Origin of the sequence: Corynebacterium sp. HMSC08C04 (assembly GCF_001807495.1) — a bacterium.
Taxonomy (GTDB): Bacteria; Actinomycetota; Actinomycetes; order Mycobacteriales; family Mycobacteriaceae; genus Corynebacterium; species Corynebacterium simulans.
In genome coordinates this window covers 150877-171633 of sequence record NZ_KV789205.1, presented here as the reverse complement: position 1 = coordinate 171633, position 20757 = coordinate 150877, and the positions used below count along the sequence as shown (strand labels likewise).

Here is a 20757-nt window from a genome sequence, read left to right as displayed (position 1 = left end):
ATTCTTAGGGATGATTAATTACCAGCGACTGTTTAGTCATGACTTTTCATCGCTGTTTAAAACGCCCGATCCTTTACTTCTTCTTTTGGGCGGTGCTGAGCGCCGTGCTCTTCGTCGCGCTCATGATCGGTTACGCAATTTTCGCGCCAGACTCAAATCTCGACGACATGAACGCGCCGCTGCCATTTAGCATCATGATGCTCTCCATCATTGTGTTCCTCCCAGGCGCCTTTTGCCGACGCCGGCCCGGCACGGTGTGGTCAGGTGATGGTCGGTTTCGGTGGGATTACGCCCGGCGCGCCCTTCTCGTGGCGTTGCCCGTTACGCTGTTGAGCTTTCTTCCGATTCTCCGAAATGGATTCTCCCCTGCTCCAAACGCTCTATTGATGCTGGGGCTGGCGGTCATCTTGGTGCCGCTGCAGTCAGTGACGGAGGAAGTTATCTTTCGCAGTCTGCTTCCCCAGGTATTCGGCCGGTGGCTGCGCTCGCCGTGGTTGGCCTATTTGCCCTCGATTCCGTTATTTGTGGCAGGCCATACTTATAACTGGATCGGGCTTGTTGATATCTTTGTCTTCGCCGTCTGCCTAAGCGTGCTCACGGTGAAGACGAACGGGATCGAGTACGGATGCGTGATTCATGCGTGCAATAACTTCGTCTTTTTTGCTGCTGGCATCTTGGGCTTTGTGGACGTTAACGCTGAGAATGTGGGGTGGGGCCAAACCCTGCTCAGCGCATTGACCTGCATTGTTATCTCGGCGATCTTGTACTACTCAACGCCCTCCACCGCAGAGCGCATCACTCTTGTTGCCGGCGAAGGATGCGCGTCTTCGGCAGCCAAGCGCTCAAAGGCTACGGCGGCGAGTGCTGCGGCTTGGTCACCGAGCACCGAATCATCGAACCTCGCCAGCGGCGAATGATTCCACTCGCGCAGGTGCTCCGGGGTATCCGGATTGACGGTGCCGAACCACATAAAGGTGCCAGGTACCTGCGCTAGTACGCCGCCGAAGTCCTCCGAAGCCATCATGGGCGTTTCCATCGGAATGACATTTTCTGCTCCGAACATGCCACCCCACAGCGTCGCGGCGAATTGATTCTCGCGCGGGTTGGTTTTGGTTGCGGAATACAGAACCTCGAAATCCACCTTCGCGGTGCATCTATGCGACGCCGCGACAGAACTGGCCACTTCCACAACCATCTGGCGCACTTGCTCAATCTTTTCATCGCGCAGCACACGCACTGTGGCGCCGAGCATGGCGTGATCAGGGATGACGTTGATGGCGCCGTCGCCAGCGCGCAGATTAGTCACCGTGATGACGATCGGCTCGTTGGCGTCGAAGCGGCGAGTCAGTGCAACCTGCAAGGCCATCTGAATTTCCCCCAGCGCTGCGACGGGATCGATGGCGTCATGCGGCCGCGAACCGTGGCCGCCCTTGCCATAGACAGTGATCTTCAGATTCGACGATGATGCCATCATGGGCCCGGAAATATGGTGGAAAGTGCCGCGATCCTGCGGGCCGACATGCAGGCCATAAGCAGCAATCGGACGGCGCCCCGCCGCATCGAGGACGCCCTCTTCGATCATCGGGAGCGCACCACCGGGGCCTTCTTCGCCGGGCTGGAACATGAAAGTGACGTCGCCAAGCAAGTGCTCCTTCTGCGCGCACAGCAACTTCACCGCTCCGATGAGCCCGGCGGTGTGAAGGTCGTGGCCGCACGCGTGCATCATGCCGTTGGTGGAAGCGAAAGGATCGCCCGTCTGCTCACGGACCGGCAAGGCGTCCATGTCTGCGCGCAGCAGCACCGAAACCGGCCGTGGGCCGCGCTTGCCGCCGCGAAGGACCGCGACCACGGAGCTTAAATCCTGGCCGACCTGAATCTCCAACGGCAGGCCTTTGAGCGCCTCGAGGACCTTCTTTTGCGTCCGCGGAAGCTCGAGCCCGATTTCTGGGTTCTGGTGCATATCCCGCCGGAATTCCTGCAGCTGCGGTAAGAGCTTTTGGCCTTCCTCCAAGAACACCTCACTGGCAATGCGCTCACCAATCTTGGCAGCGGTAACTGGCAGCGGTGGAAGCTGCTGGCCGTGGCGAGGTGCCTTCTTCTTGATGGGTTCCATGAATCAATCCTTCCCGGGTTTGACCATCGAGCCTACATGGGACCTACCCCGTATCAAGCAAAGGAGAGTACCCCTCCTCTCGCTTCCCAGGCTTCCATCCTTTGGGCAACGGTTTGGCGCCAGTTCGCGGTGTCTGGCACGAGCACACCCTCTGGAGAATTGGATTCCCAGCGGCCGTCTTCGAAGAGCCAATAAATCTCCCCGGTAATTGGGTCCATGATGTAGAAGGCACGGCCATCAGTCTTGATGTTGTGACAGTGCTGGCAGAGGCTGACCAAGTTATCGGTGGAAGTTGGGCCATTTTCGCCATAGGGAACGCGGTGATCGAGCTGGTTGCGGTGGGCTGGCTTACTGCATCCCGGGCCGCGGCAGGTTCCATCGCGGGCCTCCACGAAGGCGCGAATGCCGGCGGTGGGACGATAAGTCTCGGTCTGTGCTGGCGCGATGTTGCGATAGGAGGCATCTGCAGGCGGGGTGACGTAGCCATAGCCCGGAGCGAACGCGAGGGTGGTTTCTGCCTGCTGGAAAAGGTTAATCACGACCTTTTGTTCAACTGGCTCGAGCACGCAGGAAGCAAGTGCGCGAGCGAAGGAAATTCCTTCGTCCTCGGCGCGTTTGCGGACGACGCGGTCGATTTTTTCGGCGGTCACGGCGTCAAGGTTGGCTGTAAACTCCCCGCGGCCTGCATGACGCTCGAGTTTATAGCGGTCACGTTCTTCTTCGTCTTCGCCCTTCAAACAATTGTGCAAAGAGAGGACATCAGAAATTACGCTGCGGATGCGCGAAGCCTCCGGCAGGCGCTGGTTGGCACGGCTGGGCGTAAACAATTCCTCCAAGGCATCGTCGACATGGGGCAGGACGCGCTCCTCGACGCCTTGTAGAGCCCTGCCGACGGCGAGGATTCGGTCAAAATCAAGGAACCAATCGAGCTTATTGAGACGAGTAAGTTTCGGTAGAAAAGAAAGTTTGCGGATGCCGTAGTAAAGATGTTCGGCTTTATAGGAAGTGATGCCGAGGTTGCGTGAGACGTCGTTGAAGGCTAGGTCAGCGTCGTCACCGGGTTGCGGAATGATCGATTGCAGTGCGAGCCAGTTGAGGCGATTGCTTTCCGTAAAAGCCCGCCCGGCCTGGTTCTTTGGATTCAGTGGAGCGAAGTAGGGTCCGTCCATCGAAGTCTCCTAGGTTTATTTTCTGTTATCCGGCGATGCCGGTCAGCTTCCCCTCCAAGCTGTACAAACCCAAGATACAAAACACCCCAGACATCCGCAAGAGTGTTCGAAAAATTAGCCCCCGGCTACTCCCCGGGGACGTCGATAAGCGCAGTATTAACCCTCACCGTCGGTAGAAAGCGCCGCCACGAACGCTTCCTGCGGAACAGATACCGAGCCGATGGACTTCATGCGCTTCTTACCAGCCTTCTGCTTCTCCAGCAGCTTACGCTTACGAGAGATATCGCCGCCGTAGCACTTCGCCAGGACGTCCTTGCGCATAGCGCGGATATTCTCACGCGCAATGATCTTGGAGCCAATGGCGGCCTGGACCGGAACCTCGAACTGCTGGCGCGGAATGAGCTCTTTAAGCTTCTTCGTCATCTTGTTGCCGTACCACTGCGCCGAATCGCGGTGAACGATGGCAGAGAAGGCGTCGACCGGATCACCGTTGAGCAGGATATCCACCTTGACCAGATCAGACAGCTGTTCCCCAGCCTCTTCATAGTTCAGCGAAGCATAACCCTTGGTGCGAGACTTCAGCATGTCGAAGAAGTCGAAGATAATCTCACCCAAAGGCATGGTGTAGCGCAGCTCTACGCGGTCTTCAGAGAGGTAGTCCATGCCGCCCATCTGGCCGCGCTTGGACTGGCACAGCTCCATGGTTGGGCCCACGAACTGCTCCGGCACAATGATGGTCATCTTCACGATTGGCTCGTAGACCTCGCGCAACTTGCCGCTCGGCCAATCCGAAGGGTTGTGCACGAGGGACTCAGCGCCGTCTTCTGCAACCACGCGGTAGGTAACAGAAGGCGCGGTGGAAATCAGGTCCAAGCCAAACTCGCGCTCCAAGCGGTCGCGCGTGATTTCCATGTGCAAAAGGCCCAAGAAGCCGCAGCGGAAGCCAAAGCCTAGAGCAACGGAGGTCTCTGGCTCGAAGGTCAAGGAGGCGTCGTTTAGCTGCAGCTTTTCCAGCGCATCGCGCAGGTCTGGGAAGTCCGCCTGGGAGATTGGGAAAAGGCCCGAATAGACCATCGGGTTCGGGTCCGCATAGCCTTTCAGCGGCTCCTCAGCGCCGTTGGTTGCCCAGGTAACGGTGTCACCGACCTTGGTCTCACGCACATTCTTCACGCCCGTAATCAGGTAACCAACCTCGCCCGGACCCAAGCCCTCGCACTTGCGCATGGTCGGCGAGACGATGCCCACCTCCAGCAGCTCATGGTTTGCGCCCGTAGACATCATGGTGACCTTCTGACGCGGGGTCAGCTTGCCGTCCATCATGCGGATATACGTGACGACGCCCCGGTAGGTGTCATAGACGGAGTCGAAAATCATGGCGCGCGCGGGGGCGTCGGCAGGCGCATCCGTGGTTGGCGCTGGCACCAAATCCACGAGCTTATCGAGCAGCTCCTCGACGCCCTCGCCCGTCTTGCCGGACACGCGCAGGACGTCCTCCGGCTCACAGCCGACGATGTTGGCGATCTCGAGGGCGTACTTCTCCGGATCCGCAGCGGGGAGGTCAATCTTATTGAGGACCGGGATGATCTCCAGATCATTTTCCATCGCCAGATAAAGGTTGGCGAGGGTTTGCGCCTCGATGCCTTGGGCGGCGTCGACAAGCAAAATAGCGCCCTCACATGCCTCGAGCGCGCGGGAGACCTCGTAAGTAAAGTCCACGTGGCCCGGCGTATCAATCATCTGCATGACGAACTCCTCGCCCGCATGCTCACCGGTGCGCGGAACCCAGGGCAGACGCACGTTCTGCGCCTTAATGGTAATGCCGCGCTCGCGCTCGATATCCATGTTGTCGAGGTACTGATCGCGCATATCGCGCGCGTCAACGACCTGCGAGAACTGCAGGATGCGGTCAGCCAGCGTCGACTTGCCATGGTCGATGTGGGCGATAATGCAGAAGTTTCGAATCTGGGAAAGATCCGTAAACGTAGTGGCCGCAAAGTTTTTAGACATGCGTCTACAATAGTCGACATGACTAGCGGCAACCCACTTACCCGCTTAAGGCAGGCGCTTGGCATCGCAGAACGCGAGCCAGTCGACGTCGGCCTTGCTCACATATCCAACAGGCTAGGCATGAATAATGCTGCTGAGCACCGCGAACCCCGCAAAGCAGCAAAGATTCGCATCGAAACCACCTCCTCGCATCCGCGCACCGTTTGCTTCTCCCCCGACATGGATGGCCAAGCCGATTCCGGCGAGGTGGTGTGGGTCTGGGCGCCTTCCGACGGCAAGCAATCACCGCCGCACGAACGCGCCGTGCTCATCATCTCCCGCACGCGCACCACTGTTTTGGGGCTTTTGATCTCCCCAAATCCAAACCACGCGCACGAGGAAGAATGGCTCGACATCGGCACCGGCGAGTGGGACGAAAGCGGCAGGCAGTGCTGGGTACGCCTAGATCGCATCCTCGAAATCTCTGAGGAAGAATGCCGCCGCCAAGGCACTCTTTTCCCGGAGCGCCGCTTTGAGCGCATCGCCAACCGTTTGCGTTCCCGCTATCACTGGGCGTGATTTGGGTTTTATCCCAGCTCCTGCTAACTTTTTGTAGGTTACTTACTTTCCGGGCGCGTTGGTCGGGGCGGTCAGGACCTTGGGTCCGCTCATCGAACATCAACGCCGCGCATTAATTCAGATGCAGGACATGTCCGGCAGGTTGGTTGCAGTTCAATCACTTTCGATTCCAAGAGGTAATTCAAATGGCAAACATCAAGTCCAAGAAGAAGCGCATTCTCACCAACGAGAAGGCACGTCAGCGCAACAAGGCTGTCCGTTCCGCAGTCCGCACCGAGATCCGCAAGTTCCGCGATCTTGTCACCGCTGGTGACAAGGAAGGTGCTGAGAAGCAGCTCCGCGTTGCTTCCCGCGCACTGGACAAGTCCGTGTCCAAGGGAGTCTTCCACCGCAACACGGCTGCCAACAAGAAGTCCGGTATGGCTAACGCCTTCAACAAGATGGCCTAAGCTTTTTAAAGCCTGACTTTTAATGCCTTTCCTCGCAAGAGGGAGGGCATTTTTTAATCTCCACTCCGAAAGATCCGCACTGATTTTCGAACGTGTCCGGCGAGCACGCTAGGATTTTGAGCTATGAGTCTTGCCAAGCAGCACACCATCAAGCCGCTCCTCAAGTGGGTCGGCGGAAAGCGCCAGCTCCTGCCCGCAATCCACGCTGCCCTGCCGGAGTTTAACCATTACTACGAGCCCTTCTTGGGCGGCGGCGCGGTGCTGTTTTCTTTGACCCCGGAAAAGGCCACGGTCAACGATCTCAACTCTGAGCTCATCAACGTCTACGAGACCGTGCGCGACGATGTTGACGGACTCATCTCATTGCTAAGCACCTATCCCAACGAGGAAGACTTCTTCTACGAGATGCGCGGCAAAGACCGCGATTCTTCCTTCGCACACATGACGCGCACCGAACGCGCCGCGCGCACCATCTACCTGAACAAGACCTGCTACAACGGTCTCTACCGCGTCAATAATGCCGGGCAGTTCAACTCCCCCTTCGGCCGCTACGCCAACCCCGCCATCTGTGACGAAGAGACCCTGCGCGGGGTATCGGGGTACCTCAATGACAACGAGGTTTCCTTCCACACCGGTGACTATGCCGCCATCTTGCAAGACGCCAAAGAGGGGGACTTTGTCTATCTCGATCCTCCCTATGACCCAGTCAATCCCACAAGCAACTTCACCGGGTATCAGTCCGGCGGCTTCGGCCGCGAGGATCAGCTCCGCCTTAAGGAAGTCTGCGACAAACTCGACGCAGCCGGCGTGAAGTTCCTGCTATCGAACTCCGCCACGGATTTCATCCAAGAGATCTACTCCGCCTACGAGATAGACATCGTAGGGGCCACCCGCGCCATCAATTCCGTGGCATCCAAGCGCGGCAAAGTCGACGAAGTATTGGTGCGTAACTATGGCACGGCTTAACGACGTCGCATGGCAGCGCATCCTCGACGCCGAGACCTTGGCACGCATCGAACGCGAAGGCTTCGTGGAATTTAGCGCCAAACAGCTCAAAGAAAAGGGTGGCCGAGAGCCGCGCCTTCTGGCCAAACATGACTTTTCTGCTTCCCGCCCGGAGATTTTCCAGGAGCACAACTTAAGCATCTTCCCCATCCGGCGCGATGGATACGTCGTGGGCAACTTCGACGTCTACGAGCCTTTTCCGGAGACCGTGACGCCGCTTAAGACGCTGCCCGTTCCGCAAGGGGTTGAATCGCTTGACTTCGACAATTTAAGCTCCGAGACCCTCGTGCTCAATGCCGCGGTGATTGCGGGAGTGCTGCAGGATTTCCTGGGCGTCGATAAGCTGCATGCCACCGTGGCCGGGCGCATGTCCACCGGCACCGTCAGCATGCGCCTGCGCGGCGAGGAGCTCGTGGTGGACCGTGCGCAGATGGAAATAGACGGCGGGTTTGAGGCGCCCGAGTGCCTGGTGCTCATCGAGTGCAAGAATCACATCTCACCCGATTTCAACATTCGCCAGCTTTATCTGCCTTTCCGGCGCTTTAGCCAACAGCTGGGAAAGGAAGTTGTGCCGGTATACCTGGTCTATTCCAACGGCATCTTCCACCTGTATCGCTATCGTTTCAGCGATGCGGAGGATTTCCGCAGCATCCAGCTCGAGGCCGCCGCACGTTATATGCTCGGCGAATCCGAGCTCAACACCGAATCCGTCAAGGCGGTCCTACGGCGTAGCAGCACACGCGAGGCGGACATTCCCTTTCCCCAGGCCGATTCCTTTGCGCGCGTGGTCAGCCTCTGGGAGATGCTGCCACTGCCCAAGGCGGAGATTCCCGAGCGCTTTGGGTTTAGCCACCGCCAGGCTGACTATTACTTGAATGCTGGCCGTTACTTGGGCCTAATGCGCATTGAGGATGAGCTGGTCGAGGGAATCGAGCTGGCCGATACCCGCGACGGGCGCAACCTACAGCTCATCGAGGCGCTAGCTAGCCGGCCTGTCTTCCACGAGATGGTGGCCGCCGTGGCTGAGAAGCAGCGCATGCTGAGCAAGGAAGAAGCCGTGGCCATCATGGAGGCGGCCGACCTAAGTATCTCTGGTTCTACGCTTCCCCGCCGCGCCCAAACCGTGGTGGCGTGGTCGCAGTGGGTGGCAGAGCTTTTCGCGCCGCAGCAACTTAGCCTGTTATAGCGGCAATAATTAGGCCCACACCGGCCACGGCGAAGAAACAACCCGAAGCGATGTCGATGATGGGTCCGGCGGCAAGAAGGCGGCGTCGGATAGCGTTGGTGGAAATCACCGTTGCAACGGTCACGAAGACCAAGTAGCTGGAAATGCCCATGCTCAGCACGAGCCCCGCGGCCAGCCACAGCGGCGGGTGCGGCGGCAGCAAAGGCGCGATCATCGCCGCCAAGTAGAGCACGATTTTCGGGTTCGAAAGGTTGGTGAAAAGCCCTGTGCGGAAGACTTGCTTGACACTACCCAACCGCGATACCGCCTCGTCTAAGTTCAACGCCGGCTGTTTGCGCTGCGCCAGGCCCGTGCGAACATTCTGCAGGCCCATCCAGATGAGGAAGCAGCCGCCGATGCCCTGAATGAAGCGGAGCAGCCCCGGGAATGCGGTCAGCAACGCCGCCGCGCCGAACACCGTGAGCGTGCACCAGAAAAGCACGCCGACCTGAGTGCCCGTGACGGCCGCAACCGCATGCTTGCGCGAGCGGGTGGCGTAACGGGTCACCAGTACGATGTCTGGTCCCGGCGCGAGGGCGCCCACCATGTTCATGGCGATGAGGAACGCAAACGCGGACCAGCTCATGAAAGGCGCTCGATCAAATCTTCGCGGCCGAACATGCGGGCAGAATCCAAGGCATTAGGCTGGCCGGCCTGCGGATCGGCACCGGCTGCTAAGAGGGCTTCGATCACCGCATCTTCCTTCTTAAAAATTGCGCCTGCCAGCGGGGATTGATTGCGGTCATTGAGCAGGTTCACGTTTCCGCCTGCGGCAGCTAACTTGGTCACGAGCTCCGCATGGCCGTTGTATGCCGCCAACATGACGAAGGACTGGCCGTCCTGGTTGACCATGTTCGGGTTCACGCCTTGGGCGATGTACTCCAGCAACGTGCCGTCGCCATTGCGTGCGAAATCAAAAAGCTTCGAGGCAAACTCTTGGATGTCTTCCATGCGAAGTAGTTTATCGCGCAAGCTCGGCTACTCTACGCACAGCGGCCTCTACCGCAAACTCTTCGTCGCCGCCTTGGCCTTTGACTGCGGCATCGAGCTCGGCCATGAGCACCACTGCCTTGTTCACGGAATCCTCCGACCAGCGGCGCGCCACCGGGTGAGTCAGCTTCACCACGTAAGGAGCAAGGCCGGTTGCCTTGGCCAAAGAGTATTGGTCGCCGCGGGCGGAATAGAGCCTGGCGATTGCGCCTACCTTATTCGCCAGCGCCGCCGAGATGGCAACGGGCGAGGCACCTAATTGGAGAGCGCGCCGGCACGTGGAGACGGCGGCTTCCACGCGCCCGGCTACGGCGGCGTCGGCGATGTCCCAATTCGCCACCTCAGCCACGCCGACGTAGTAGTTGTGCACGGCCTCGCGGGTGACGTTGCCGTTGGTATCGAAGACCAGCTGGGAAATCGCCGAGGCCAGCTCACGCAGATCGGAGCCCACGCCATCGAGCACGGCCTGGACGACGTCGGGGGTTGGCCGTACCCCGTGCGAGGCGAACTCGCGGGTGGCCCAGGTACCCAGCTCGTTGGGATAGAGCGAGAACACCTCGTGCACCTCGCCTACTTTGCGCAGCTTGGCAACGAGCTCTGGTGGCCTCTTCTTGCCTTTGAGAGTTTTGGCCGTCACGCTGTAGATGAGCACCAAGGTCATGCCGGGGCCTGGATCGGCGACGGCCTTAAGGAGGATTTGGGTGAGTTCCTTGCCCACCTTTTCGACGTCGCTGATGACGATGACGCGGTTATCACCAAACAGGGAAGGGCTGGTCGCCATGGCGATTTCCCCCTCCGAGACCTCAGAAGCCTTGAGGCGGACCACCTCGACTCCCTCCCCGGCCGCCTTCTGGATGGAAAGGCGGGCACGTTCGGTGAGGAATTCGTCGTCGCCAAGGATGAGATGGACCTGATTCATAGGAGCAATTCTAGCGGTAGAAAACTGCGATTCCATCTGCTGTGCGCGTGGGGTAATCGGGCGGCGAATCTTGCGTAACAATGATGCTCCGTGTGCCCGGCGGAATGGGCTCGATGTCTTCCTCAGTGGCCACCACATGTATCGGTTCCTGCGGGGTATCAAAGTGCCTCGGCCACAGGAATGCAACCACGCAGGCAAGTGTGAGCAATGGGCGTTTGTAGAGGATGCCCGCCACTATCCAGCCGTAGCCCAGCAACACCAGGAAAGGGCTAGCGTCAACGGTGCTGACCGGCAAGGCCGCGCAGCCGCGGGCGATGGTGTTGATCCACCAGGTAAAAGGCTCGGCTAGGCACAGTACCCCGGCGCCCAACACGGAAAGCGGGCCCAGCTGCGCGAAGAGGGCTGCCAGCAATCCCAGGATGGTCACGGGAGCAGTCGCGGGAGCAACCAGCACGTTTGCAAGTACCGAGACCACCGATACCTTCCCGGACATCAAAGCAATGATCGGCATCGTCACGAGGTCGGCCGCAATTGCCACGGCGAGCGCGCGGACGAAGATATCCGGCCATCCAATCACCGCCAGGTGGCGATAAAGCAACGGCGAGAGCGCCACGATTCCGGCGGTCGCCGCCACCGACAACGCAAACCCGAAGTTCTTGGCCAACTCGCTGTCGATAAAAAGCAGCACGATGATAGCCAGGCTGAGCCCATGCATCGGCTCCATGCGCGCGGAGTTTAAAACCGCGAGTAGTCCCACCAGGCCCATCACGGCCGCGCGCTGGACGGAAGGCTCAAACCCCACCAAAGCCACGAAGATGCACAATGCGCTAAGCGACGCCGCGACCCGCAGCCGTGGTCCCTTCACCAACAAGGCGGCAGCGCTGCACACGATGGCCACGTTCGAGCCGGATACCGCGCTCAAATGTGACAACCCGGTGTCGATATAAAGCTGCTTTTCTGCCGCAGTCTGCAAGGTGGTATCCCCCAGCACCATGCCCGGCAGCAGGCCTTGTGAGGAAGGGCCAACGCTTATGCTGACCAGCTCGCGGAAGTTCTCTGCCACGTGCGCGGCCAAAGAATCCGGCGGGGTAAGCGAAGTGATGGTGCCATGGTCCACGGTCACTTGGGCCCCGGCTGGAGCGGGTTCGTCGCTAAACACAGGTACCTGAAAGGGATAGCCAGGCACGCGCAGGCGCAGCAGCCAGCCAAAGCGCACCTCGGTGGGCTCAGTTATGACGGTGCCGGTCAGGACGTCGCCAAGCGGGCCCGCGCGGGAAATGCGCACCTTAGTCACGGCGATGGCCAAGGCGCTAAGGCCCGTGGTGAGCACCGCCTGGCCGCGCTGCCAGAACCACAGGACTAGACAGACTAGCGGCACTAAGGAGCACCACGCGCCGTTAAAGCTTAAGAGCGTGGCCAGCCACACCGCACACGCGGCCGGCAGCAGGCGCAGCTGCCTCATAATTGCACCTGGTCTTTGAGCGCCTCGAACTTTGCAGGCCCAATGCCGCTTATCTCCATCAGCTGCTCAATCGAGGTAAAACCGCCGGATTCCTCGCGAAAGCTCAAAATGGACTCCGCCGTGACCTCCCCCACCCCTTTCAGCTCCATCAGCTGCTCCTTGGTGGCTGAGTTCAGGCTGAGCAGACCGCCTTCCTGCGGCTCGCCCGGGGCTGGGGCGGGTGCGGGCAGGCCGACGACGATTTGCTCGCCGTCGCTAAGCCGTTTGGCCAGGTTGAGGTTGAGGAGGTCCACGCTGGGGCGCGGGTGGGCATGATCGAGGGCGTCGGCAATGCGGGCGTCCGGCGCCACCGTGACAAGGCCGGGGTTTTCGACCTCCCCCACCACGGAGACCACCAGGGAGCTCGGTGCAGCGGCGCTGCTCGTAGCCTCGGAAACGGAAACCGCATAAGGATCGTTCCGGCTCGTAATACCCAGCCACGCCAAGACACCCGCAGCAACCAACACCGCGATGGCGCAGGCAAGCCACGGCGGAATGCGCACGCGCGGGCGCGGATAGGTGACGTTGAGCAGGTCCTCTTCCCCGGTGGGGCGCGTTAGTTCCCGAAGGCGATCGCTAATATGCGGCATGCCCTCGACGCTAAAAGGCGGCGCAGTTAATGCGCTAGAGGCAATTTAAAAACCTGTGGATAACTTGTTGTTCGTGTCAACGATTCAGGAGGTTCCTTGCTAAAGACCACCGATACGCCGATGGCGCCGGGGCCGGCATGCACGGCGAGCACCTCGGTGAGTTCTTCGACCATGAAGGAAGAGCCCTTCGGCAGGGCTATCTCGAGCAGTTCGAGCAGGCGCTCGGCGGACTCCTCGGCGTCGTTGTGCTGCAATGCCACGAAGACGGGCTCGCCATCGGCGCGGGAGGCGATGAGATCGACCAGCTTGGTAAAAGCCTTAGTCTGGGTGCGGGTCTTGCCCACGAGCTCCAGTTTGCCGCCCACGATGGACATGATGGGCTTGGTGGCCAGAAGTGCAGTGGAGAGCATCGCGGTGGTGGTAGAAAGGCGACCGGAGCGGCGCAGTTCCTCCGTGGAGTTGAGGTAAACCCAGGTGCGGCCGCGCTTGATCGTATCCAGCGCCGCCTCGTAGCACTCCTCAAGCGAGGCGCCATCACGCGCCAAGGTCGCCGCAGACATCGCCGCGGCACCAATCACCATGCCCGCCGAGCCGGACTCGACCACCTTGACGGTATCGGGGAACACGCCCGAAGCCGTCACCGCGGCAGACCAGGTGGAAGAAAGTTCCTTGGACAGATGGATGGCCACAATGCCGTCGTCGGTGGAGCGTTCCATTTCGCGACCGTATGCGGCCGCGAGCTCCAGCGCAGTAAGACCCGAGGTAGATTGCTCGCCGTCTGCGTCCATGACGTGCAAATCGATTACTCGAATCTGCAGGTTTTTCACGATGTCTGGCGGCAGCCCCGCGGCGGAATCAGTGACGATGCGGACGGCCACTAGTCACCTGCCCCCATGTTCCAGCCGTCGAAGTACCACTTGGCGCCGTCCACGTTTCCCGCAGTGAACTCGAGGGAGGCCTGCGGATTCGCTGGATCAAAGTCCGGACGGGCGGTCAGCTGGGACCAGTGGGTGTTCTTCAGGCCCGAAAGGATGGAGTACTGCTCGTGGCGCAGGCCCAAAAGGTGGCAGGTCAACGCTGCAATCGCACCGCCGTGCCCCACCACCAACACGGTGCCCTCGGCCCACGGTTCCGGGTCACGCATCAGCTCGTCGATGACGGGACGCGCACGCTTGGCGACGTCCACCCGCGACTCGCCCTCCGGCGGCGCCCAGGTGGGATCGTGACGCCAGATGGCGCGGGCGCCGGGGTAGTCGCGATCTACTTCCGCCGAGGACATCCCCTGCCACTTGCCCAGGTGCGTCTCGCGCAGGCGGGCGTCGACAGTAGGCTCCAGGCCCAAACGTTCACCAATGACGCCGGCGGTGGCGCGGGCACGGGAAAGATCCGAGCACACGATCGCGGAAATCCCTTGCTCCGCAAGCAGATCTGCTGCCTGCTTGGCCTGTGCAAGCCCCAGCTCGGACAGCTCCGTGTCCAGGTGGCCCTGCATGCGGCCAGTGGCGTTATAAGTGGTCTGACCGTGGCGGATCAGAAGCAGGCGGCGCGACAAGGTTTAGTACTCCTCGTCCTCTTCCGGCTCCGGCTGAGCCAGTGGGATCTCATCGATGGACTCAACTTCGCGCAGGTTAACCTCGTCGGACCACTCGCCCGGACGCTCCGGGGTCTCGATGCCCTCGATCTCCAGGATCGGGCAATCGTGGTAGAGGCGATCGAGGCCATAGAACTCGCGCTGATCGTTGCGCTGGACGTGGATAACGATGTGACCGTAATCCAGCAGTACCCAGCGGTTTTCGCGGTTGCCTTCGCGGCGCTTTGGCTCGTGGCCAAGCTTGGTCAGCTCGTCTTCGATTTCCTCCACGATGGAGGCCACCTGGCGCTCGGTCTCGGCGGATGCCAGCACGAAGATCTCGGTGATAGCAAGCACGTCAGAGACGTCGATAGCCACGATGTTCGTGGCCAGCTTCTCGTCAGCAGCGTGCGCCGCGGTTTCAGCCATCTTGCGGGCTACATCAGTAACGGACATGTGCTTTCCTTCAAATATCTTCCAAATATCTTCGAATACTTTTTAGTTCTGCCAGTTTCGCACGTAAGAGGTGCGTTTGGCTATTTCCGTGAATTCTTTTTCCCAAATTCTATAAAGGCTTATCAGGATTAGGCCCATAAAGATTGTTCTTAGCGATGTATTGGACAACCCCATCCGGCACGAGATACCACACCGGCTCGCCTTCCCCGGCGCGCTTGCGGCAATCGGTGGAAGAAATGGCCATGGCGGGAATTTCGATGAGTTCGATCCCGGTTTGGGATTCCAGCGGCAGCATATCCTTGCTGAGTTCGTAGCCGGGGCGGGTGACGCCGACGAAGTTGGCCATCTCTAGCATGACCTCCCAATCGTGCCAGCTCATGATCGAGGCCAAGGAATCGGCGCCGGTGATGAAGTAGAGCTCGGCATCGGGGAAAAGCTCGCGCAGGTCACGCAGGGTATCGATGGTGTAGGTGGGGCCCTCGCGGTCGATGTCGACGCGGGAGACGGTAAAGCGCGGATTCGAGGCGGTTGCCACCATGGTCATCAGGTAGCGATGCTCGGCTGCGGTGACGTCGCGCCCCTCCTTCTGCCACGGCTGGCCGGTGGGCACGAAGACCACTTGGTCCAGTTGGAAGCGGTAGGCCACCTCACTGGCGGCCACGAGGTGGCCATTGTGGATGGGGTCGAAAGTGCCGCCCATGATTCCAATGCGCTGTGGACTAGTCATGAGTGGAGATTATACGTGCGCTTTCTACCCAGCTTGCAAAGGTATCGGCTACTTTTTCATCGGCGGGCGTGGGCGCCTGGGTGAAATAGGAAGCATGCCGCGAGGCCTTGGTGGATAGAGCCGCGCTTGCCGACGCCACCGAGAGGTCGCAGGCGAAATCGTCCCGCAGGCAGTAGTTCAAGCGCTGCCCCTCGGGCAACACCGCGCTTTCTGGACGCATGTGCGCTGGGGCCAATTCCAGTAGTCCGCCACCGCGGGCTGGGCTGCCGATGACGTTGGGATCGCCCGGCAGGGAAAGTGGATTTCCCAACGTAATGGCTGCATGCAGCCGCGGGAGGGACTTTTCCGCACTCGTGGTGATGATGGCGCCCTGCGAGTACCCAGCCGTTATGTACTTCGGTGCGCAGCCGGTGCTCGCCTCGTAGTCTTGGACCACCTTGGGCGCATTGGCCATGCCGGTTTGCACGCTGTTGATAAAGCCGAACAAGACAGAAGGAATGAGCTCGTAGAGCGGGTGCTGCCCCACGATGAGCGCTAGGCGCTGCACGGTCTGAATCGGGTTGAGGTTCTCGCCGTCTTCTGCCAGCGCCGGCAGGTCCATTTCTGCCGGATAGGCCTTGTCATCCATGGCCAGCACGAAGACGCGGTCCATGGTTCCCGGATGACGCTTTTCTACTAAGTGGAAAAGGCCTGCGAGGTTCGGGCCCTCGTAGCCGTTTGAGGGCGCGGAGTGCTCCGAGTATTGCTGCGGGCCGAAGTACTCGCCGTGGTCCTTGTCCTGGTCAGAGCCTCGTGCGGCGAGCACCACGACGTCGGGGCAGGCGCTCTCCTCAGCTGCTGCATGTGGGGCAACTGCGAAGGCGCTGCCCAGAGCAACTGTGGAGGCAGCCAAGAAGGACAGCGATTGGGAAGGCAGGCCTCGGGAAGAGAGGAAACGAGAAAAAGATAGATGCATGTTTTAAGGTCGAGTTTGACCGCTGCCCTGCAGGATCCACTTTGTGGAGGTCAGCTCCGGCAAAGCCATCGGGCCGCGGGCATGCAGCTTCTGGGTAGAGATACCGATCTCCGCGCCCATGCCATAAACCTCGCCGTCGGTAAAGGCGGTGGAGGCATTGAGCATGACGGCGGCGGCATCGACCTCGTTGGCGAACTTAAGCAGAACATCGGCGTCCTGAGCGGCGATGCCCTCAGTGTGGCCGGTGGTGTACTCGGCGATGTGCGCGATGGCGCCAGCGACGCCGTCAACCACCTTGGCGCAGATGTCGTTGCTCAGGAACTCCTCACGCCATTCCTCGTCGGTTGCTTCCACAGCATTGGCCACGCCGAATTGCTCGAGCTCGGCGACCTCGCCATGGATGACCACGCCTGCCTCCTGAAGGGAGGTGATGACGCGAAGTTTCGCGGCGTCGGCAAGCGCGGCGTCGAGCAGCACGCACTCGGTGGAGTTACAAACCGAAGGGCGGCGGGTCTTGCCGTTGATGACCATGGCGATGGCCTTGTCGAGGTCGGCGCTGGCATCGATGTAGAAGTGGCAGTTGCCGGTGCCGGTCTCAATGGCGGGGACGGTAGCGCCCTCCACCACCGCATTGATGAGGCGAGCAGAACCGCGGGGAATCACGACGTCGACAAGCCCGCGCGCCGTGATGAGATCCTGCACCGAATCGTGGCTTTCGCACGGCAGGAGCTGCACGCCCTCGCGCGGAAGGTCGAAGTGCGCCAGGGTGTCCTGGAGGATCTCCACGAGCTGCTCGTTGGAGTTGCGTGCGGACTTAGATCCGCGCAACAGCGGCACGTTGCCGGACTTGAGCGCAAGGCCAAAGGCATCCACCGTGACGTTCGGACGGGCCTCATAGACCATGCCCATGACGCCGAGCGGCACGCGCACCTGCTTCATCTGGATGCCGTTGTCCATGTTGTGGCCCCGCAGTACCTCCCCTACCGGGTCCTGCAGGGCGGCGACCTGGCGCAGGCCGTCGGCGATGCCTTCGACGCGCGCGGCGTCGAGCGAGAGCCTGTCGATTAAAGAATCATTCATCCCGGCCGCGCGGCCAGCGGCGACGTCGCGCTCATTGGCCTCGAGGATCTCAGGGGTGCGGGCCACCAGGTTTTCAGCAGCGCGCACAAGAATCTCATTCTTGCGTGGGGTGGAAAGCTGCGCGAACTGCGGCGCAACTTTCTTCGCCTGACGCGCCAGCTTTAGTACTTGGTCTCGTTCTTCATCTCGAGTGAGTTGGCTCATGAGGCTCAAGCTTACCGAAGCTAGCCTCGACAGGACAGACCATGGGCACGCCTTCATCATCGATGACGCGGGCATGGATGCCATAGACCTCACCCAGCAGCTCGGTGTTCAGCACCTCTGCCGGGGTGCCGTGGGCATGCACGCGGCCGCCGTGGAGAACCACGAGCTCATCGCAATAGCGCGCGGCCAGGTTGAGATCGTGGATAGCTACCAACGCCACTGCCCCGCGGGAGACCTCCTTGCGCAAGGTATCCAGCAGGTGCACTTGATGGCGCAGGTCGAGCGCGGAGGTCGGCTCATCCAGCAGCATCAGGTCTGGCTCGCGGGCCAGCATCTGCGCCACGGCCACGAGCTGGCGCTGTCCGCCGGAAAGCTGGTGAACGTAGCGGTGTGCGAGGTGAACGATGCCGAGCTTTTCGAGTGCCTGCACTGCCGATTCCAAGGCGTTAACGGAGCCGCGCTTAGCGGAGATGACCACCGATTCAAAGGCGGTCAGCGAGGCGCTGGTCAGAAGATCCTGCGGCACGTAGCCCACGTTGGCGCCACCAGTATCGCAGGTGCCCGAAGTCAGCTTCTGAATGCCGGCGATGGCCTTGACCAAGGTGGACTTGCCGGCCGCGTTGGGGCCGATGAGTCCGACGATGGTGCCGGGTTCAGGCTCGGGCAAGTCAACTCCTTTGAGCACCTCCCGCTTGCCAAAGTTCACGCATGCCTGTTCTACTTTCAGCACTTGATCCTCCTCTTGGTGAAGATGAGCAGCACGAAGAAAGGAACACCAACGAGCGCCGTGATGATGCCGATGGGTACGGCAACGCCGGGGATGATGGTGATCGATACCGCGTGGGCACCCGCCAGCAGCATCGCGCCCGCCGCCATGGAGGCCGGCGCAAAGAAACGCTGATCCTCGCCCACCAATAAGCGGGCCACGTGTGGGCCAACCAAGCCAATGAAGCCGATGATGCCGGCGAAGGCCACAGCGCTAGCGGCCAGCAAGGAGGCCACGACGAGGGTTAGAACGCGCAGTTTTTGCACGTTGATGCCGAGGGCCGCCGCACGCTCGTCGCCCAGGCGCAGCGCCGTGAGCTTCCACGCGTTAAGCATGGTGAAAGGAATGGCAACCAGCAAGGTGACTGCGATGATCAGGTTGGACATCCAATTCGCACGCTGCAGGGAGCCCATGGTCCAAAAGACGATCTGCTGCAGGGCTTCAGTCGAGGCGCTGTATTGCATCAGCGAAAGCAGTGCCTGGAACAAGAAAACGAGGGCGATACCCAGCAGAATCATTGACTCCGCACTAGCACCGCGCCACACCGCCGCACCCGCGACGATGGCCACGGCCACAAGAGCCGACAGCCAAGCGACGGCCGCGAGATTGAACTGCGGATTTCCCAGCACGGTCCAGCCCAACACGATTGAGGCCGCGCCACCGAAAGCGGCTGCTGCCGAAATGCCCAAGGTGAAAGGCTCCGCCAGCGGATTATCCAGAATGGTCTGCATATGCGCGCCCGATAGCGCCAGTGCGGCGCCGATGAGAACGGCCATAACCGACGCCGGCAGGCGCAGGTTCCACAGGACCGTGCGGGTAGTCTCATCCACCTGGCCCGGTGAGAAAATGCCACGCAGCATCTCCATCGGGGAAAGGTGAATCGGGCCGACCACCGTGGCGATGACGAAGGCCACGAAGGCAGCCAGCACCAGCGCGCCAATGATGAGCACCTTGCGGAAGTTATTGCTGCGGTACTCGGCGATTACCTGGTGGGTGTCGGTTTTGGTTTCGGTTTTCTGGTCAGTCTGCAAACTCTCAGAAGAGGTCAAAAGTGCCATTTTCTAGTGCTTGTGTGTGTTCTTGGTCGTGAAGAAAACGCCGCTGTAGTCGATGGGCAGCCACTTGTTGTGGAATTCGGCGAAGTCCTTTTCTGGGTCTAAGTCCTTGAAGGTTTCTGGGTGCATCCACACGGCAAACTGCTCCAAGGCGAAGATGTTAAAAGGCGAATCGTAGAACTGGTGGTAGACAGCGTGGAAGTTGCCTTCCTTTGGGGCCTTAAGCTGCTCGAAGCCCGGGGTCTTCAGCAGGCCCTCGAGGGTCTCCTGCGCCTTTTCTTCCTTGGCCGCGTAACCCATCTCCACGTGCGGCAGGACCTCCGGCTTTTCCGGGTCCTTGGCCCATGCGCCGCCGGTGGCGATGATGTGCTCCGGCTGCTCAGCAAGCACCTTTTCTGCGGTAAGATCTCCAGACTCGGTGTCCAGCAGGCTATCGCCCAAGTTCTCGCCGCCGGCGGCATTAACCAGGTCACCTAGGTTAGAGTCCTTGACCGTGGAGCAGCAATCCTTCAGGCCCGCCGCGCGCCAGACCAGGGTGCGCGGCTTGTTGCCTGCCTTTTCCGCGCGGGACTTAATGTCATCAACCTTGCCGGTATAGAACTTGTTGAACTCTGCGGCCTTGTCCTCGTGACCGAAGAGCTGGCCGAAGACCTCCATGGACTTCGGGGTGTTTTCCAGCGGCTTCTGGCGGAAATCGGTGAAGACATACTTCAGGCCGGCCTGGTCCATCTTGTCCAGAAAGCCGGTCTTTTCCGCACCCTCCTTGTGGTCCAGCGTCATGACCACGACGTCCGGCTTTTGCGCGAGCAGGTTTTCCACGGTGACGTCACCCTTGGCGATGTTGCCGATGGTCGGCAGATCCTTGTACGCCGCATTGGTTTCGGCGAACTTGGTCTCGAAGCTCGGAGCCGCCTCATGTAGGTCCTTACCCAGAGCCACGACATGCTCGAGCGGATCCTCGCGGTTGAGAATCGAGGTGGCGAAGAGCCCGCGACCCTCGCCCAGAAGGATACGCTCAGGCTGCTTGTCGAAGGTGACCTCGCGGCCGGCGACGTCAGTGATGGTCACAGCAGTGTCCCCCGCGGCGCCGGTAGAACCGGTGGACGCGGAGGTGTCTTCGTTGCTGCTGCACGCGCTCAACGCAGTCGCGGATGCGAGCATGGCCAGGGTAGCTGCCGCAATGCGGACGGAGTACTTGGGCACGTTGAAATGGGTCATGAAAGAAAGTCCTTTGCTCACGAACAATAGCCAAGTTAACTTAGGCTTGACTAAATTGAACTAGGATGAGCTTACAATCCGAAACGTGCCCGCGAAAGTGATCCCCCCGGGTTTTATTTAGGTCACTTCAAAGCTGAATAACATCCTTTTAAAGAAACTCATCCCCAACAGCATGGTTATCCGCGCTGGATGTCACGCGT

The 20757-nt window shown here is 60.3% G+C and carries 21 protein-coding genes and 1 pseudogene; 5 read left to right on the top strand and 17 right to left on the bottom strand.

What is annotated here, in order from left to right; all coding sequences use genetic code 11:
* Positions 1 to 38: 38 nt before the first annotated feature.
* Positions 39 to 644: pseudogene (locus HMPREF3169_RS13585) on the top strand (lysostaphin resistance A-like protein); the annotation flags it as partial.
* A gap of 122 nt (positions 645 to 766) precedes the next feature.
* Here HMPREF3169_RS13585 and HMPREF3169_RS05730 read toward each other — a convergent pair.
* From HMPREF3169_RS05730 to lepA, 3 genes are all read right to left on the bottom strand, one after another.
* Positions 767 to 2113, bottom strand: a complete 1347-nt coding sequence (locus HMPREF3169_RS05730) for a M20 metallopeptidase family protein (RefSeq protein WP_061924032.1) — start codon at positions 2111 to 2113, stop codon at positions 767 to 769.
* Positions 2114 to 2166: 53 nt separating this feature from the next.
* Positions 2167 to 3282: an HNH endonuclease signature motif containing protein gene (locus HMPREF3169_RS05725; protein ID WP_061924035.1), complete on the bottom strand. Its 1116-nt coding sequence runs from the start codon at positions 3280 to 3282 to the stop codon at positions 2167 to 2169.
* A gap of 156 nt (positions 3283 to 3438) precedes the next feature.
* Positions 3439 to 5289 carry a translation elongation factor 4 gene (gene lepA / locus HMPREF3169_RS05720; protein ID WP_070455914.1) on the bottom strand — a complete coding sequence of 617 codons (1851 nt, stop codon included), beginning with the start codon at positions 5287 to 5289 and terminating at the stop codon, positions 3439 to 3441.
* Between the two features lie 18 nt (positions 5290 to 5307).
* Between lepA and HMPREF3169_RS05715 the strand changes: the two genes are divergently transcribed.
* From HMPREF3169_RS05715 to HMPREF3169_RS05700, 4 genes are all read left to right on the top strand, one after another.
* On the top strand, positions 5308 to 5847 hold the full coding sequence (locus HMPREF3169_RS05715) for a type II toxin-antitoxin system PemK/MazF family toxin (protein WP_062037877.1): 540 nt from the start codon (positions 5308 to 5310) through the stop codon (positions 5845 to 5847).
* A 185-nt stretch (positions 5848 to 6032) separates the two neighbouring features.
* Positions 6033 to 6296 (top strand): 30S ribosomal protein S20, encoded by a 264-nt coding sequence (gene rpsT, locus HMPREF3169_RS05710; RefSeq protein ID WP_070455913.1) that lies wholly within the window; start codon positions 6033 to 6035, stop codon positions 6294 to 6296.
* A 123-nt stretch (positions 6297 to 6419) separates the two neighbouring features.
* On the top strand, positions 6420 to 7262 hold the full coding sequence (locus tag HMPREF3169_RS05705; protein ID WP_201040739.1) for a DNA adenine methylase: 843 nt from the start codon (positions 6420 to 6422) through the stop codon (positions 7260 to 7262).
* Positions 7249 to 8487 (top strand): type II restriction enzyme, encoded by a 1239-nt coding sequence (locus HMPREF3169_RS05700; RefSeq protein ID WP_070455912.1) that lies wholly within the window; start codon positions 7249 to 7251, stop codon positions 8485 to 8487. The genes HMPREF3169_RS05705 and HMPREF3169_RS05700 overlap by 14 nt, the downstream gene beginning before the upstream one ends.
* On the opposite strand, the gene HMPREF3169_RS05695 is transcribed toward HMPREF3169_RS05700, so the two are convergent.
* From HMPREF3169_RS05695 to HMPREF3169_RS05630, 14 genes are all read right to left on the bottom strand, one after another.
* Entirely contained in the window at positions 8474 to 9112 is a 639-nt protein-coding gene (locus tag HMPREF3169_RS05695) for a LysE family translocator (protein WP_061924054.1), read from the bottom strand. The two genes, HMPREF3169_RS05700 and HMPREF3169_RS05695, sit on opposite strands and share 14 nt — an antisense overlap.
* Entirely contained in the window at positions 9109 to 9477 is a 369-nt protein-coding gene (locus HMPREF3169_RS05690; RefSeq protein WP_061924057.1) for an ankyrin repeat domain-containing protein, read from the bottom strand. Before HMPREF3169_RS05690 ends, HMPREF3169_RS05695 begins: the two co-directional genes overlap by 4 nt.
* Before the next feature lie 10 nt (positions 9478 to 9487).
* Positions 9488 to 10435: a DNA polymerase III subunit delta gene (holA, locus tag HMPREF3169_RS05685; RefSeq protein WP_179294328.1), complete on the bottom strand. Its 948-nt coding sequence runs from the start codon at positions 10433 to 10435 to the stop codon at positions 9488 to 9490.
* A 10-nt stretch (positions 10436 to 10445) separates the two neighbouring features.
* The gene (locus HMPREF3169_RS05680) at positions 10446 to 11897 is read right to left on the bottom strand and encodes a ComEC/Rec2 family competence protein (RefSeq protein ID WP_070455911.1); all 1452 of its coding nucleotides are present in this window, start codon (positions 11895 to 11897) and stop codon (positions 10446 to 10448) included.
* The gene (locus HMPREF3169_RS05675) at positions 11894 to 12526 is read right to left on the bottom strand and encodes a ComEA family DNA-binding protein (protein WP_070433016.1); all 633 of its coding nucleotides are present in this window, start codon (positions 12524 to 12526) and stop codon (positions 11894 to 11896) included. Before HMPREF3169_RS05675 ends, HMPREF3169_RS05680 begins: the two co-directional genes overlap by 4 nt.
* A 26-nt stretch (positions 12527 to 12552) precedes the next feature.
* On the bottom strand, positions 12553 to 13404 hold the full coding sequence (locus tag HMPREF3169_RS05670; RefSeq protein ID WP_070455910.1) for a DegV family protein: 852 nt from the start codon (positions 13402 to 13404) through the stop codon (positions 12553 to 12555).
* Positions 13404 to 14078 (bottom strand): histidine phosphatase family protein, encoded by a 675-nt coding sequence (locus HMPREF3169_RS05665; protein WP_070433014.1) that lies wholly within the window; start codon positions 14076 to 14078, stop codon positions 13404 to 13406. Before HMPREF3169_RS05665 ends, HMPREF3169_RS05670 begins: the two co-directional genes overlap by 1 nt.
* Before the next feature lie 3 nt (positions 14079 to 14081).
* Positions 14082 to 14552, bottom strand: coding sequence for a ribosome silencing factor (gene rsfS / locus HMPREF3169_RS05660; RefSeq protein ID WP_061924072.1), 471 nt, complete (start codon positions 14550 to 14552; stop codon positions 14082 to 14084).
* Between the two features lie 109 nt (positions 14553 to 14661).
* On the bottom strand, positions 14662 to 15279 hold the full coding sequence (gene nadD / locus HMPREF3169_RS05655; protein WP_070433013.1) for a nicotinate-nucleotide adenylyltransferase: 618 nt from the start codon (positions 15277 to 15279) through the stop codon (positions 14662 to 14664).
* Positions 15272 to 16234 carry a hypothetical protein gene (locus HMPREF3169_RS05650; RefSeq protein ID WP_070433012.1) on the bottom strand — a complete coding sequence of 321 codons (963 nt, stop codon included), beginning with the start codon at positions 16232 to 16234 and terminating at the stop codon, positions 15272 to 15274. Before HMPREF3169_RS05650 ends, nadD begins: the two co-directional genes overlap by 8 nt.
* A gap of 3 nt (positions 16235 to 16237) precedes the next feature.
* Positions 16238 to 17518 carry a glutamate-5-semialdehyde dehydrogenase gene (locus HMPREF3169_RS05645; RefSeq protein ID WP_070455909.1) on the bottom strand — a complete coding sequence of 427 codons (1281 nt, stop codon included), beginning with the start codon at positions 17516 to 17518 and terminating at the stop codon, positions 16238 to 16240.
* Positions 17496 to 18248 carry an ABC transporter ATP-binding protein gene (locus HMPREF3169_RS05640; protein WP_070455908.1) on the bottom strand — a complete coding sequence of 251 codons (753 nt, stop codon included), beginning with the start codon at positions 18246 to 18248 and terminating at the stop codon, positions 17496 to 17498. Before HMPREF3169_RS05640 ends, HMPREF3169_RS05645 begins: the two co-directional genes overlap by 23 nt.
* Entirely contained in the window at positions 18242 to 19342 is a 1101-nt protein-coding gene (locus HMPREF3169_RS05635) for a FecCD family ABC transporter permease (protein WP_083286075.1), read from the bottom strand. The genes HMPREF3169_RS05640 and HMPREF3169_RS05635 overlap by 7 nt, the downstream gene beginning before the upstream one ends.
* Positions 19343 to 19345: 3 nt before the next feature.
* Positions 19346 to 20557, bottom strand: coding sequence for an ABC transporter substrate-binding protein (locus HMPREF3169_RS05630; protein ID WP_070455907.1), 1212 nt, complete (start codon positions 20555 to 20557; stop codon positions 19346 to 19348).
* Positions 20558 to 20757 lie beyond the last annotated feature (200 nt).